11 protein-coding genes are annotated in these 14,355 nt (G+C 73.3%); 7 read left to right on the plus strand and 4 right to left on the minus strand.

Annotated features, from left to right (window positions below):
• Positions 1 to 150: 150 nt before the first annotated feature.
• Positions 151 to 1,857 carry an ABC transporter family substrate-binding protein gene (locus AB0O11_RS14890; RefSeq protein ID WP_363385991.1) on the plus strand — a complete coding sequence of 569 codons (1,707 nt, stop codon included), beginning with the start codon at positions 151 to 153 and terminating at the stop codon, positions 1,855 to 1,857.
• A 462-nt stretch (positions 1,858 to 2,319) separates the two neighbouring features.
• The gene (locus AB0O11_RS14895; protein WP_363385993.1) at positions 2,320 to 3,549 is read left to right on the plus strand and encodes a low temperature requirement protein A; all 1,230 of its coding nucleotides are present in this window, start codon (positions 2,320 to 2,322) and stop codon (positions 3,547 to 3,549) included.
• Here the strand turns inward: AB0O11_RS14895 and AB0O11_RS14900 are convergent.
• Positions 3,546 to 4,523, minus strand: a complete 978-nt coding sequence (locus AB0O11_RS14900; protein WP_363385995.1) for a LysR family transcriptional regulator — start codon at positions 4,521 to 4,523, stop codon at positions 3,546 to 3,548. The genes AB0O11_RS14895 and AB0O11_RS14900 overlap by 4 nt on opposite strands.
• Positions 4,524 to 4,563: 40 nt before the next feature.
• Here AB0O11_RS14900 and AB0O11_RS14905 point away from each other — a divergent pair, with 40 nt between their 5' ends.
• The 4 genes from AB0O11_RS14905 (at position 4,564) to AB0O11_RS14920 (ending at position 8,877) form a co-directional block, all read left to right on the plus strand.
• Positions 4,564 to 4,818, plus strand: a complete 255-nt coding sequence (locus AB0O11_RS14905) for a snapalysin family zinc-dependent metalloprotease (RefSeq protein WP_363385997.1) — start codon at positions 4,564 to 4,566, stop codon at positions 4,816 to 4,818.
• 324 nt (positions 4,819 to 5,142) lie between these two features.
• Positions 5,143 to 5,766 carry a snapalysin gene (gene snpA, locus AB0O11_RS14910; RefSeq protein WP_363386000.1) on the plus strand — a complete coding sequence of 208 codons (624 nt, stop codon included), beginning with the start codon at positions 5,143 to 5,145 and terminating at the stop codon, positions 5,764 to 5,766.
• A 193-nt stretch (positions 5,767 to 5,959) separates the two neighbouring features.
• Entirely contained in the window at positions 5,960 to 6,619 is a 660-nt protein-coding gene (locus AB0O11_RS14915; RefSeq protein ID WP_363386002.1) for a pentapeptide repeat-containing protein, read from the plus strand.
• Positions 6,620 to 6,798: 179 nt separating this feature from the next.
• Positions 6,799 to 8,877 carry a phosphocholine-specific phospholipase C gene (locus tag AB0O11_RS14920; RefSeq protein ID WP_363386003.1) on the plus strand — a complete coding sequence of 693 codons (2,079 nt, stop codon included), beginning with the start codon at positions 6,799 to 6,801 and terminating at the stop codon, positions 8,875 to 8,877.
• A 57-nt stretch (positions 8,878 to 8,934) separates the two neighbouring features.
• On the opposite strand, the gene AB0O11_RS14925 is transcribed toward AB0O11_RS14920, so the two are convergent.
• On the minus strand, positions 8,935 to 9,579 hold the full coding sequence (locus AB0O11_RS14925; protein ID WP_363386005.1) for a dihydrofolate reductase family protein: 645 nt from the start codon (positions 9,577 to 9,579) through the stop codon (positions 8,935 to 8,937).
• Between the two features lie 224 nt (positions 9,580 to 9,803).
• Positions 9,804 to 10,610, minus strand: a complete 807-nt coding sequence (locus tag AB0O11_RS14930) for a phosphoribosyl-dephospho-CoA transferase MdcG domain-containing protein (RefSeq protein ID WP_363386007.1) — start codon at positions 10,608 to 10,610, stop codon at positions 9,804 to 9,806.
• Between the two features lie 187 nt (positions 10,611 to 10,797).
• On the opposite strand from AB0O11_RS14930, the gene AB0O11_RS14935 reads away from it, so the two are divergent.
• A complete protein-coding gene (locus tag AB0O11_RS14935; protein WP_363386009.1) occupies positions 10,798 to 11,010 on the plus strand; it encodes a hypothetical protein in 213 nt (70 codons plus the stop codon).
• Positions 11,011 to 11,062: 52 nt separating this feature from the next.
• Here the strand turns inward: AB0O11_RS14935 and AB0O11_RS14940 are convergent, their stop codons facing one another.
• Entirely contained in the window at positions 11,063 to 14,266 is a 3,204-nt protein-coding gene (locus tag AB0O11_RS14940; RefSeq protein ID WP_363386011.1) for a S41 family peptidase, read from the minus strand.
• Positions 14,267 to 14,355: the final 89 nt, after the last annotated feature.

Below are 14,355 nucleotides of genomic sequence, written 5' to 3' on the forward strand. Positions count from 1 at the left end.
CTTTTGGATCAGGTGTGCGTCCCTCCCCCTGGTGGCGGATCTGATCCGCTGTTACGTTCTGCTCGCTCGGTGCCGAATTGGCTGCCCACGCTCAAGCCCCGTCACACCTCGCGCGCCCCAACTCCCGTCATCGATCCCAGGGGGACCCTCATGGACGCTTCCACCACGGCCCGCCGTCTCGGCCGGGCGGCCGCCCTCGCCGTCGCCGTCGTGCTCGCGGTCACCGCGTGCACCTCGGGCGGGGGCGGCTCGGCCGACAGCGTGGCCAAGAGCGAGCCGCCGAGACAGGACTCCCAGGACATCAACGCCAAGCCGCTGGACCAGGTCAAGGACGGCGGCGAGGTGCGCTTGCAGCTGGACCAGTGGATCACCCAGTGGAACCCGCTCCAGGTGGACGGCGGCTCCTACACCGACACGGTGAACCTCATCCGCGCCCTGGAGCCCTCGCTCTTCCGCACCGACGCCTCCGGCGCCTTCCGGCCGGACCCGGACTACCTGGTGGAGGCCAAGGTCACCTCGACCTCGCCGCAGGTGATCACGTACAAGCTGAACCCCAAGGCCAAGTGGTCGGACGGCAAGCCGTTGAGCTACCTGGACTTCAAGGCCGACTGGCAGGCGGGCAACGGCAAGGACCCGGCGTACAACATCTACGACCCGTCCGGCTACGAGCTGATCTCCGCGGTCGAGCAGGGCGCCGACCCGAGCGAGGTCGAGGTCACCTTCTCGGAGCCGTACGCGGACTGGCAGAACCTGTTCCGCCCGCTGATCCCGGCGGCGGGCATCGCCACCCCGGACGACTTCAACAAGGGCTGGGTGGAGAAGGTCCCGATCACCGCGGGCCCGCTGAAGATCGGCGTGGCGGACAAGACCGCGCAGACCATCAGCCTCGTGCCGGACCCGGCCTGGTGGGGCACCCGGGCCAAGCTCGACAAGATCACCTTCCGGGTGATGGACAAGGCCGCGAGCATCCAGGCGTACCTCAACAACGAGATCGACTTCGCCTCGGCCGGCACGGCCACCGCGTACGGGCAGCTCAAGAACGCCAAGGACACCGTGATCCGGGCCGCCAGCCCGTGGGACGAGGTGCACATCTCCTTCGGCGGCACCGGCGCGCTGGCGGAGCAGAAGGTCCGCCAGGCGCTCGGCAAGGCGCTCGACCGCTCGGCGCTGATCAAGATCGCCAACAACGGGGTGCCGGTGGAGTTCAAGCCGCTCGGCAACCACATCATCATGCCCAACCAGGCCAGCTACCAGGACAACTCCGGTGACTGGGCCACGTTCGACCCGGCCGCGGCCAAGAAGCTGCTGGACGAGGCCGGCTGGAAGGAGTCCGGCGGCGGCCAGCCGCGCACCAAGGACGGCAAGCCGCTGGAGCTGCACTGGGTGCTCAGCGACGGGACCCCGCAGGCCCAGCTCGACCTCGCCACCGCGGCGGCGGCGATGTGGCAGGCGGTCGGGGTCAAGGTCAGCCTGGACAAGGTGGCGGCCAACGACTACTTCGCCAAGTACGTCACCCCGGGCAAGTTCGACGTCGCGAGCTGGCGCAACACCGACTCGTTCCCGAACTCCAAGAGCCTGGCCAACTTCCGCCTGCCGGTGGGCGACAACACCTTCAGCAACCCCTCGCGGCTGGGCACCCCGGAGATCGACGGCCTGCTGAAGAAGGCGGCCGGGACGGTCGACCCGGCGGAGGCCGCGAAGCTCTACAACCAGGCGGACGCGAAGATCTGGGAGCTCGGCCACACCGTCGAGCTCTACCAGCGGCCCGCCGTGATGGCGGCCCGCAAGGGGCTGGCCAACTACGGTGCCTTCGGTCTCGCCCAGGAGGACTACAGCAAGCTCGGCTGGGAGAAGTAGCCGCGGCGGAGACGAGACGGGCCGCACGGCAGGCGCTGGCGAGCAGCGCGGTGATCACGAGGCCGGTGGCGCGCACGCGGGAGGATCGGCTCTGCCGCCCCCGCTGTCCCGCCACCAGCCTTGACCTTCCGCGTTGCCCGCAGGCCGCCCGTGTCGTGGGGCCCGGCAGGGCCCGCGCTCTTCCAACCGGGGACGAATCTAGCGGCGGGCCGCCCGGCCGCGACGCAGCGCGCGGGACGCGCCCGGAATCCCGCCGAGCTGTCACCCGGTTCGCGCACCGGAGCGTCAACTGCGGCTGACGGTAAGGAAAAAAGGGACATTCAGGGCCATCGTGCCAGGGCGTGCGGGCCTCCCGGACCGCGCCGGTGCGAGGCCCGTGCGCCGGGCCCGGTGCGTGCGCCGGGCCCGGGCCACTGTCAGGATGCGCGGGACGATCCACCTCCCGACCCCGGAGCAGCTCCGATGGCCACTGACCCCGCCGCCACCGCACTTCGCAGACACCCCGTCGACCCGCCGCCGGTGCGCCGGATGGTCCCGCGCGACCGGCGCGAGCCGCACCGGGTCTCCACCCCGCTGGAACTCTTCTTCGACCTCTGCTTCGTGGTCGCGGTCGGCCAGGCCGGGCGGGAACTGGCCCACTCCCTGGCGGCCGGGCACTACGGGGAAGGCCTGCGCGGCTACGCACTGGCCTTCTTCGCGATCTGGTGGGCCTGGATGAACTTCACCTGGTTCGCCTCCGCGTACGACGTCGACGACGTGCCGTACCGGCTCACCACGCTGGTGCAGATCGCCGGGGTGCTGATCCTCGCCGCGGGGGTGCCGCGGCTGTTCGCCACCCAGGACCTGTCGCTGGTGATCACCGGCTACGTGGTGATGCGGCTGGCGATGGTCACCCAGTGGCTGCGCGCGGCCGCCGGTGAGCAGGGCGTGGCGCGCCGGGTCGCGCTGGGCTACGCGGTGGGGATCACGCTCTGCCAGGTCGGCTGGGTGGCGATGCTGTTCCTGCCGCAGGGCGCCCGGGCGTACGCCGTCCCGATCGGGGTGCTGTGCGAGCTGGTCGTGCCGGTGGCCGCCGAGCTGCGGATGCGGACCTCCTGGCACCCGCACCACATCGCCGAACGGTACGGGCTGTTCACCCTGATCGTGCTCGGCGAGACGGTGGCGGCGGCGACCGTCGCGATGCAGTCGGCGGTGGACGAGCACGAGGAGCTGGGCCGACTGGTGCCGGTGGCGGTCGGCGGGCTGCTGATCTGCTTCGCGGCCTGGTGGATCTACTTCGCCCGGCCGGTCCACGAGCACCTGCGGTCCAGCCGGCAGGCGCTGGTCTGGGGCTACGGGCACTACCTGGTGTTCGGCTCGGCGGCGGCGATCGGCGCCGGGCTGGAGGTGGCGGTGGAGTCGGCGGTGCACCAGGCGCACATCTCCGACACCGCCGCCACCGCGACGGTCACCGTGCCCACCGCGCTCTACCTGGTCACGGTCTGGCTCCTGCACTCCCGGCACACCAAGCGGGGCGCGGTGGCCCAGGCGGTGGCGCCGGCCGGGGCCGTGCTGGTGCTGGCCTGTACCGCGCTCGGCGGCTCCGGGGTGCTCGCGGCGGGCCTGGTCTGCACGCTGACGGTGGCGGTGGGCGTGCTGATCCACGGTCGGGAGAGCAGGCGGGCCGCCGGCGGGCGGGTGAACGCCCGCTAGCCGGCCCGCCCCAGCAGCACCGGCTCGTGCCGGGCCAGCCAGTCCAGGTAGGCCGGGTTGACCTTGGCCAGATCCAGGTAGGCGGCGCGCAGTTCGCCGTACAACGCGTCCAGCGCGGGCGGGCTGAGCACGCGCGGACGCCAGGTGAACAGCAGCCGGACGGCCAGCGGGTCCCCGTGCACCGGGCGGACCACCGTGCCGGGCCCGGGCAGCGAGGTCGGCTGGCAGGGGCGGACGGCCTCGCCGGAGGCGACCAGCTCGGCGGCGGTGGCGTTGTCCCGGACCTGCACCACCCGGGGGTTGAGCCCGGCCTCGCTGAACACCCGGCGCATCGCCGCGTACTCGTGGTCGGCGGTCGGGTCGACCATCCAGGTGTCCTCGGCGAGGTCGGCCAGGTGGACGACCGGTCGGGCGGCAGCCGGGTGCCCGGCGGCGAGCGCGACGAACTGCGGCTCCCGGGCCATCAGCACCCGCTGCTCGGCGTCCGGCGGCACCCGCAGCGGGAAGCCCTCGCTCTCGTGCACGAAGGCCACGTCCAGTTGGTCGGTGGCGACCATCCGCAGCAGTGCGCTGGCCGAGACGTCCACGTGGATGGTGGTGTCGGTGTCCGGCAGCCGCTCGTGCACCCGGCGCAGCCAGGCCGCGACCGCCCGGCTGCCGACGCTGCCGATCCGCAGCCGCCGCTGCCGGCCGGGCCCGGCGGCGTCCCTGGCCTCCTGACGGGCGGCGGCCACCAGGGCGGCCATCTCGGTGATCACCGGCCGGGCCCGGGAGAGCACCGAGTGGCCGAGCGCGGTGGGCCGGCTGCCGGTCTGCTCACGGGTGAACAGGGTGCCGCCGATGGCCCGTTCGATGCGGTGCAGCTGGGTGGTGAGGGAGGGCTGGGTCATGCCGAGCTGGAGCGCGGCCTTGCGGAGGCTGCCGCTGTCGGCGATCGCGCACAGCACCCGGAGGTGTCTCACGTCGAGCTCCACGTCCGGAGCATAGACGCCGTCACACCTCTTCGCCAAGGACATGACAGGTGTTCAAGGGCATGCCGGAGGGCCGGCCGACGGATCGACCGGTGCGGCGCGCGGCACCGGCCGGACATCCCGGGCCGCGCAGATCCGGAACGGCTCGGAGCGCAACGTCCAGCTCCAGGAGACCAGCGGCACCGGCGGCTTCTCGTGCTGCGAGGGCGGCGACAGCCGCGGCTCGTGCGCCGACACCGACGGCCACGGCCACGTCTTCCTCGACTACCGGCAGAACCGGCGGAACCGGCGGAACTGACGTGGCGGGCAGGTGAGTTCGGCGCGGCGGGCCGCCCGGCCGGAATCGGGCGGCCCGCCGCGCCGGGTACTTCCCCGGACGGGAGCCTAGCCGCCGCCGGAACGGAATTCCAGGGGCACGATTGAGTCAAGACGAGGAAAAGACAACTCAATTCGGCTCCGCCGCAGGGCTATTGGCCGGGGTATTGAACGGTGTTATCGCGGGTTGGCATCATCCGCGCACGCACCGGGTTGCCCGAAGCTCTGGGGACACCACCCGTTGACCAGGTGTTCCTCCGGGCCGGCCCCCAACCGGTCACGTCACCTCAGGAATCGGAGCCCCCACATGAAGCGTTCCGTGCTGTCCGCCGCCCTCGGCCTCGCCCTCGCGGCCGGCCTCGCCGTACTGCCCACCACCGCCGCGTCCGCGGCGCCGGCCGCCCCGGCCGTGCAGGGCTACACCGCCTCGACGTACGCCGGTTCGGCCGCGGAGGCTGCCGACAACCAGGCCTTCTTCCAGGCCGTGATGGCCTCGGCCAAGGCCAAGCAGGCCGCCAACCCCGGCCTGACGACCGTCACCGTCACCTATGACGCCAGCTCCGCGCCGTCCTTCCGCAACCAGATATCCCAGGCCGCGCAGATCTGGAACAGCTCGGTCGCCAACGTCCAGCTGCGGTCCGGCTCGGCCGCCGACTTCCGCTACTACGAGGGCAACGACAGCCGCGGCTCGTACGCCAGCACCGACGGCCACGGGCGCGGCTACGTCTTCCTCGACTACCAGCAGAACCAGCAGTACAGCTCGGTGCGCGTGGTGGCGCACGAGACCGGGCACGTGCTCGGCCTGCCGGACCACTACTCCGGTCCGTGCAGCGAGCTGATGTCGGGCGGCGGCCCCGGCACCTCCTGCACCAACCCCTACCCGAACAGCACCGAGCGCAGCCGCGTCAACTCGCTCTGGGTGCGCGGCTGACCCGAGCGGTGAGCACCCCGGACCGGTCGCACCGAGGCGGCCGGTCCGGGGCGCTGCGGCTTCGCGCTCCCCTCGGGGCGCCGCCGGTGCCGGGTGTCACCGGTGCGGAGCACCGTCGCTGCCGGGCGCTGTCGGTGCCGCATGCGAGCATGCGGGCGAGACCCCTCCGCCCCGACCGCCAGGAGCCACCGCCATGCCCCGTTCCGTCCCCGACCGGCTCGCCGACCTCCCGTACGCGGAGCTGCTGCGCCCGCACACCGGGCCGCTGCGCAGCGACGAGCGCTACGACACCGCGCACTTCGACGGCGGCGAGCACACCGACGAGTCGGGCGCCGGGGCGGCCTTCCTGGAGTGCGCCTTCACCGGCGTCGCGCTCAGCGGGGTCAAGCTGCGCCAGGCCCGGTTCAACGAGGTGTGGGTGCAGGCCGGCCGCTGGGTCGCCTGCGACCTCAGCGACTCCGAGTGGCAGGACAGCTCCTTCGTCGGCGGGGTGCTCGCCGGGGTCGCCGGATACGGCTCGGCGCTGCGCCGGGTGGTCTTCCGGGGCTGCAAGCTGGAGGCGGTCAACCTGCGCTCGGCCGTCCTGCGGGACGTCGTCTTCGAGGACTGCCTGCTGCGCGACGTGGACTTCGGCGAGGCGAAGCTGACCGGGGTGTCCTTCCCCGGCTCCACGCTGGAGGAGGTCCGGCTGCGCGGGGCGACGCTGAGCAGGACCGACCTGCGCGGCGCCGTCCGGCTCGGTCTGGCCGACGGCCACCAGGGGCTGCGCGGCGCCGTCATCAGCTCCACCCAACTGCTGGAGCTGGCGCCCCAGTTCGCCCACGCGCTGGGAATCGAGGTCAAGGACCGCTGAGCACTCCAGCCCCTCCGCCCGTTCAGCCGGGCGTCGCTCGGTGACACCCGGACGAACAGTCCGCCAACCCTGCCGCACGCACCTGGTGGACCGCCTCGCGCGCGGTGGAGACTGCTGCGCGATCGAGTGAGCCCCGACTTGTGTACACAACATCGCCAGCGAAGGGACGGGCCGGGCTGATGGCCGAGTTGAGTCGTAGGAAGTTCGTCACGCTGTCCGGCGCCGCCGCCGCGGGCCTCGCCGTGGCCGGCACCGGGGCCGGTGCCGCGGGGGCCGCCCCGAGCGGCACGGGCGCGACCGCCGCCACCGCGCTCAGTACGACCGGCACCATCACCGACGCCCAGCACGTGGTGATCCTGATGCAGGAGAACCGCAGCTTCGACCACTACTTCGGCATGCTGCGCGGCGTGCGCGGCTTCGCCGACCGCAGCGCCGTCCAGATCTCCGGCGGCTACAGCGTCTTCAACCAGCCCAACGGTCTGTTCGGCCGGCAGTACCCGTGGCAGTTCAGCCAGACCAAGCCGGCCGGCGGCGCCGACCCCGAGCGCCTCGCCCAGTGCAACGGGGACCTCAGCCACGGGTGGAGCGACCAGCACAAGGCCTGGAACGGCGGCAAGATGGACTCCTGGGTCGCCGCCAAGGGCAACGTCCGCACGCTCGGCTTCCTCACCCGCCAGGACATCCCGTTCCACTACGCGCTGGCCGAGAACTGGACCATCTGCGACGCCTACCACTGCTCCGTGCTGAGCGCGACCGGCCCCAACCGCACCTACCACTGGTCCGGCCAGATCGACCCGGCCGGCGCCGCGGGCGGCCCGGCCTACGACGGCGGTGACGAGAAGGGCCTGCGCTGGCAGACCTACGCCGAGGCGCTGGAGAGCGCCGGGGTCAGCTGGAAGGTCTACCAGAACGCCGCCGACAACTACGGCGACAACGCCCTGGCGTACTTCACGAACTTCACGAACGCCCCGGCCGGCAGCCCGCTGGCGGTCAAGGGCATGGGCTCGGTGCCCAAGGCCACCGGGAAGACCCCGGACGACATCGCCGCCGCCATCAAGGCCGACGTGCTGGCCGGCACCCTCCCGCAGGTCTCCTGGATCGTCGCCGACCAGGCCTCCTCCGAGCACCCGTACGCCACCCCGGCCGACGGTGCGCACTTCGTCCACATGGTGATCGACGCGCTCAACGCGGACCCGAACGTCTTCAACTCGTCGATCCTGTTCATCAACTACGACGAGAACGACGGATTCTTCGACCACGTCCCGCCGCCGGCCGCCCCCGCCGGCACCCCGGGCGAGTTCTACAACGGCACCAACATCGGCCTCGGCTTCCGCGTCCCGCTGATAGCCGTCTCGCCCTGGACCCGCGGCGGCTGGGTCAACTCCGAGACCTTCGACCACACCTCGGTGCTGCGCTTCCTGGAGGTCTGGACGGCAGCCCTCGGCAAGCCCGCCACCTGCCAGAACATCAGTGACTGGCGCCGCCGCGTCTGCGGCGACCTGACCAGCGTGTTCGACTTCGCCAACCCGGTGTACGGCCTGCCGGCGCTGCCCGACACCTCGCAGACCATCGGCCTGTCCGCCTGCGGCCCGCTGCCCAACCCGGCCCCGGTGAACAACCAGCTGCCGGTGCAGGAGTCCGGCACCCGGCCCGCGCGGGCCCTGCCGTACCAGCCGAACGCCAACCTGGACCACTGGGACGCCGACGCCGGCGGCGTCATGCACGTCTGGGTGAAGATGTCCAACGACGGTGCCGCCCGGGCCTCGCACTTCGCCGCCTACGCCAACGCCTACCGCAGCGGCGGCCCCTGGCAGTACACCGTCGACTCCGGCAGCCCCGTCACCGACTTCTTCAACTGCGGCACCAACGGCTTCGGCAACGGCAAGTACGACCTGACCGTCGTCGGCCCGAACCGCTTCCTGCGCCGCTTCACCGGCGACCTCACCAAGGCGGGCAGGAACGCCGCGGTCACCGCCTCGTACGCGGTCGAGCCGGGGACGGGCAAGCCGGCCGTCTACTTCAAGCTCGCCAACAACGGCAGCACGCCGATGACCTTCACGATCGCGTCGAACAACTACCGGACGGACGGCCCCTGGACGTACCAGGTCCCGGCCGGCGGCAGCGTCACCGACTTCTTCAACGCCGTGGCGTACACCAACGGCTGGTACGACTTCACCGTCACGGTGGACGCGGACAGCAGCTTCTCCCAGCGCTTCACCGGCCACCTGGAGACCGGCGCGCCCAGCGTCACCGGCTGACATCGCACAGCGCGAAGGCCCCAGTACCCGCCCGCCGCCGGGTACTGGGGCCGTGCGTCACCGTCGCCAGAACAGGTGGTGCGCCACGCCGCTCGGGCTGGGCACGACCTCCAGGTGGAACCGGTCGAGCAGCTCGTCGGGGGACTCCCAGAGCTTCAGTCCGGACCCGAGCTTCACCGGTGAGACCACCACGTGCAGGGTGTCCACGAGGTCGGCGTCGAGGAACTGCCGGACGGTGGTGACCCCGCCGCCGAGTCGCACGTCCTTGCCGTCGGCGGCTTCCCGCGCCCGTTCGAGGACCGTGGCCGGGTCGCCGTCGACGAAGTGGAACGTGGTGTCGGAGAGCGTGAACGACGGCCGCTCGTGGTGGGTCATGACGAACACGGGGGTGCGGAACGGGGGCTCGTTCCCCCACCAGCCGCGCCACTCGTGGTCCTGCCAGGGCCCGCGCTGGGGCCCGAACTTGTTGCGGCCCATGATCTCGGCGCCGATGTTGCGAGCGAAGTCCCGGGTGAAGTAGTCGTCGAGGCCCCGGCTGCCCCCGGGATCGGTGCGCATCGGCCAGCTCGCCGTGGCCCCGGCCCAGGAGAACAGCCGCTCGGGACGGTCGAGGCCGAACGGGAGCTCGAAACTCTGGTGCTCACCGGCACCGATGCCGTCACCGGAGACGTTGAAATTCATGACTCTGAGCAGTTGATCCATGGCTTTCCCTCGCCAATCCTCGTCGCGTCGGCGTGCGGCGGAGCGCCGCACGCCATGACGTCGGAGCGGACGCGGCCGGATCGACATCGGCCCGTGAACTTTTTTCCAGGGGGTGTCGGGACGTGGCCCCGCCGGCGCTGTGGCCGCCGCGTGACCGCTCACACGGGTCGCACGGGCGTCACCGCCCGTCCAACCGTTCCGACCGTCGCCCGTGAAGCCGCGCGTCAGGCGAACGGGCCCCGGGGGAACCACGGGTCGTGGACTTCCCGCGGGCCGTCCGGGGTGAGCAGGGTGAGGCTGTGGGCGCCGGAGGCGTACTCGGCGAGCTGGACCGAGCCGTGGCGGGTCTCCAGTTCGGCCTGTACGGGTACCGGCAGCTTGGTCAGCGCCCGCCGCAGTTGCAGGGCGTCGCGGCGGCTGACCGGCTGCGGGGAGCGCAGGACCAGCCGCAGCGGGCTGAGCGGGCCGGCGACCGGTACCCCGCTGCCCAGCTCGTAGCCGACCGCGCCGATCGGGCCCCAGGGCAGCCGGTGGTCGGCCACCAGCCGGCCGACCTCGGGCAGCAGGGCCAGGGCCGGGATGCCGGCCAGCCGTTCGGGGGCCAGGTGCTCGCGTCGTTCGGGGAGCTGTTCGGGGCGCAGGGTCCGGGCCACCGCCGCCCACGGGGCGAGGGCGTCCAGCCGCTGTCCGGGGCGCGGGCCGCGCACGGTGACCGGGAACCAGAATTCGGGTGCCGCCTCGGGGTCCCGGGTGCAGCGCTGCGGATGCGGCAGGTCGACCGGGTTGCCGACCACGGCGGGCGCCCGGCCGACCGTCACCCAGGGGTGTACCCGCAGCACCGCCCGCGCCCAGTCCGGCAGCCTGCCGCCCGCGAGGGGCCGCAGCGAGCTGGGGCACTGCATCAGCAGCAGGTCGTGCGGGCCGGGCAGCCGGCCGTCCAGCGCGGCGAGCGGGCCGACCCGCCGGCGCGGTCCGTCGTGCAGGTCCTCGGCGGTGCGCCGGGTGGGGCTTCCGGGATGTACGACGGTCACTGCGGGCTCCAGGGGTGGCGTGGATGTCGCCGACGGTCCCACCCTCCGCCCGGCCGACGGCCCCCGGCTACGGCCGTTGGGCGTGGTCACCAGGGACCAAAGGCCCAAGGTGCGTCCGTCGACACCGGGTGTGAGAGTGGGGGCAGCCCGGTATTCCGACATTCCGTCCATCCCCTCTGGAGGAGTCATGGGCATCTTCGACAGGTTGTTCCACCGGCAGCCGCACGAGTCCGCCGGGCAGGAGGCCGCCCAGCGTGCGGCCCTCGCCCACGACGAGGCCGCCGACGCGTACGGTGACGAGGTCGAGCGCACCCGGGAGACCCAGGAGCGGCTCGCGCAGGAGGAGGCCGACCGGCGCGCCGCCGAGAACATGACGGCCGAGGGCGACCCCTGGGACTGAGGCCCCACCGGTTCCGTGTGGGACTGAGGCCCCACCGGTCCCGTAGCGGCCGTCACCGCGCCCGCGGAGGCAGCGGCGGGCGCCGCAGGTCCGGCCGGGGCGTGGACTCCGGCGGGGGCTCCGCGGCGGGCGCGTCCTCCAGCAGCTCCAGGGCCAGCTGGACGGCGGCGACCAGCTCCGGGTGGCGCCCCCGGGCCCAGTCGCGGGGGGCGCGCAGGATGTGCACGTCCGGCTCGACGCCCCGGTTCTCCACGGACCAGCCGAGCCCGCCGCCGAACCAGGAGGCGTTCTTCGGCACCGAGATCTGGGTGCCGTCGCCGAGGGTGTGCCGCCCGGTCATCCCGACCACCCCGCCCCAGGTGCGGGTGCCGATCACCGGGCCGAGCCCGAGCAGCTCGATCGCCGCGATGATCACGTCGCCGTCCGAGCTGGTGGCCTCGTCGGCCAGCGCCACCAGTGGTCCGCGCGGTGCGTGCCGGGGCCAGCGCACCGGCCGGCGGTCCCGGCTGAAGTCCCACGCCAGGACGTGCCGGGAGAGCTTCTCCAGCACCAGTTCGGAGACGTTGCCGCCGGCGTTGCCGCGCACGTCCAGCACCAGCGCGGGCTTGTCCAGCTCGCGCCGCAGGTCCCGGTTGAACTGCGCCCAGCCGGAGCCGCCGAGGTCCGGGATGTGCAGGTAGCCGCACCGCCCGTCGCTGAACTCCCGGACCAGGGCGCGTCGTTTGGTCACCCAGTCCTGGTAGCGGATGGGCCGCTCGTCGATCAGCGGGGTGATCACGATCCGCCGTACGGGGCCGTCCGGGTCGCTGCGCAGGGCCAGTTCCAGGGTGGTGCCGCCGGTGCCGGCGAGCATCGGGAGCGGTCCGCGCAGCGGGTCCACCGGGCGGCCGCCGACCTCCAGGAACTCGTCGCCGTCCCGGACGCCCTGGGCGGCCAGCGGGGCGCGGGCGCGCGGGTCGGAGGTCTCGCCGGGCAGTACCCGGTGGACCAGCCAGCGGCCGTCGGGGGAGCGGTGGATGGTGGCGCCGAGCAGGCCGAGCGGCTGCTGGGCGAGCGTGGGGCCCTCGGCGCGCCGGGCCGGGGTGACGTAGGCGTGCGAGGTGCCGAGTTCACCGAGGAGTTCGCGCAGCAGGTCGGCGAAGTCGTCGGGGGAGCAGACCCGGTCCAGCAGCGGCTCGTACTGGGCGACCAGCGCGGGCCAGTCCAGTCCGGACATCCGCTCGTCCCAGAACTGGTCCCGGACGATCCGGGCGGCCTCGTGGTAGGCCTGGCGCCACTCGGCGGCCGGGTGCACCGTGTGGGTGATCCGGCGCAGGTCGACGGTGGCGCCGGCGGCGGGGGCGACGACCGGGACGACCCGCAGCGTCCCGGCCGAGTAGACCGCGATCGAGCCGCCGTCCCCGGAGACCGCGTAGCCGTCCAGCTTGTCGACCAGCGTGCTGCGGGTGCCCCGGGCCAGGTCGAAGTGCTCCAGTGAGGGGCGCCCCGAGACGTCCTCCGGGCTGGCGAAGGTCTGTCCGAGGGTTCCGGAGATCGGCCAGCGCAGCCAGACCAGGCCGCCGCGCACCGCGTCGGTGGCCGAGTACTTGGAGGCGATCACCGGGAACTGGAGCAGCCGCTCGCCGATGCCGTCCGGGTCGACCCGGACGGTGCCGTCGCCGTCGCCGTGCGGGGCGCCGTCCTCGGCCGGGGCGGCGAACGGCGAGGGGGTGTCGGCGGCGAGCGGGACGAGGTACGGGCGGCAGCCGAGCGGGAAGGAGAGGTCGCCGGTGTGCACGTCGTGGACCGGGTCGAAGCCGCGCCAGGACAGGAAGGCCAGGTAGCGGCCGTCCCGGGTGAACACCGGCTGCTCGTCCTCGAACCGGCCGTCGGTGATGTCGACGGTCGGTGCGGGCGCGTCGGCGCGGGTGAGCCGGATGCGGCGCAGCGAGCGCCCGGCGACCGGCTCGGACCAGGTGATCCAGTGCGAGTCGGGGGAGAAGCGGGCGCTGGAGACCGGTCCGTAGCCGGAGGCGGCCAGTTCGCGCACCTCGCCGTCGGCGGCGGAGACCAGCAGCAGCCGTCCGTCCGAGGTGGCGGCGGCGAGGCGGCTGCCGTCGGGTGAGGCGGTGAGCTCCAGGACGCGGCCGATCCGCCCGACGGCGATCACCCGGTGGCGGTGCGTCTCCGACACGGCGTGGCCCGGCAGCGGCATCACCTCGATCGCGTCGGCGCCCTCGGCGTCGGTGATCCAGGCCGCCTCGCCGGTGTGGCCGAGCACCACCGGCAGCCGGGTGCGCACCCCCGGGGTGTCGGCGAGCGCGCGGGCCGGGCCGTCCTTGTGGGTGAGCCAGTACTGGCTGCCGCGCACGGTGATCACTCCGGCCCGGCCGGTCCGGTCGCAGGCGAGGTCCTTGACCTGGTTGGCGGCGTTGACCTGGTACGGGCGGCGGCCGGCCCGGGCGCCGCCGAGCGGGACGCGCAGCCGGCGCGGCGCGGGGGCGTCCAGATCGTCCAGCAGCCAGAGGTCGCCGGCGTGCTGGTAGACGATCCGGGTGCCGTCGGTGGCGGCCTCGCGGGCGTAGTAGGAGGCGTGGTCGGTGTGCCGGCGCAGGTCGGTGCCGTCCGGGCGGCAGGAGTAGACGTTGCCGATGCCCTCGTGGTCCGAGAGGAAGGCGATCCGTCCGGCGACCGGCATCGGTGAGGCGAGGTGCCCGGTGTGCTTGGGCAGGATCCGCTCGCCGTCCACCCAGAGCCGGCCGGTGGCGCCGCCCCGGTAGCGCTTCCAGGCGGCCGGTTCGTGCGGGGCGGCGCCGGTGAGCAGCACGGTCCGCTCGCGGCTCATCTGGGCGTCGCCGACCGGCCCCCAGGGCATCCGGCGGCCGGGGGAGCCGTCCGGCGGCAGGGCGTGCGCCCAGGTGTAGTGGCCGAAGGGCTCGTGGTACGAGGTGACGGCCAGCACCTCGCCGTCCGGCAGCCAGCCGCGCACCCGGGTGTCCTGGCTGCCCCAGAAGCTGAGCCGGCTCGCCTGGCCGCCCTCGACCGGGGCGGTCCACACCTCGGGGGTCGGGGCGAGCCAGCTGGTCCAGGCGAGGGTGGTGCCGTCGGGGGAGAAGCGGGGGTGGCTGACCCGGGTGCGGTCGCAGCCGACCCGCCAGGCCCGGCCGGTGCCGGTGCCGTCGGCGTCCAGCGGGGCGACCCAGACGTCGTCCTCGGCGGTGAAGGTGAGCAGGCCGCCGTGCAGGTGGGGGTAGCGGAGGTAGCCGGGCGGGGTCACCCCTCCATCCTTCGGCGGGGTGTCACGCCCGGCAACCGGAGCGGCGGGGAACCGGTCTGGACCATTGACACCGCGCGGCCGGATCCACT

The organism is Kitasatospora sp. NPDC093102 (genome assembly GCF_040683915.1).
Lineage (GTDB): Bacteria > Actinomycetota > Actinomycetes > Streptomycetales > Streptomycetaceae > Kitasatospora.

Excerpts from the sequence above, each read along its gene's own strand:
- AB0O11_RS14890 (WP_363385991.1), top strand. The coding sequence starts at position 151 with ATGGACGCTTCCACCACGGCCCGCCGTCTCGGCCGGGCGGCCGCCCTC.
- AB0O11_RS14895 (WP_363385993.1), top strand. The coding sequence starts at position 2,320 with ATGGCCACTGACCCCGCCGCCACCGCACTTCGCAGACACCCCGTCGAC.
- AB0O11_RS14905 (WP_363385997.1), top strand. The coding sequence starts at position 4,564 with ATGACAGGTGTTCAAGGGCATGCCGGAGGGCCGGCCGACGGATCGACC.
- snpA (WP_363386000.1), top strand. The coding sequence starts at position 5,143 with ATGAAGCGTTCCGTGCTGTCCGCCGCCCTCGGCCTCGCCCTCGCGGCC.
- AB0O11_RS14915 (WP_363386002.1), top strand. The coding sequence starts at position 5,960 with ATGCCCCGTTCCGTCCCCGACCGGCTCGCCGACCTCCCGTACGCGGAG.
- AB0O11_RS14920 (WP_363386003.1), top strand. The coding sequence starts at position 6,799 with ATGGCCGAGTTGAGTCGTAGGAAGTTCGTCACGCTGTCCGGCGCCGCC.
- AB0O11_RS14925 (WP_363386005.1), bottom strand. The coding sequence starts at position 9,579 with ATGGATCAACTGCTCAGAGTCATGAATTTCAACGTCTCCGGTGACGGC.
- AB0O11_RS14935 (WP_363386009.1), top strand. The coding sequence starts at position 10,798 with ATGGGCATCTTCGACAGGTTGTTCCACCGGCAGCCGCACGAGTCCGCC.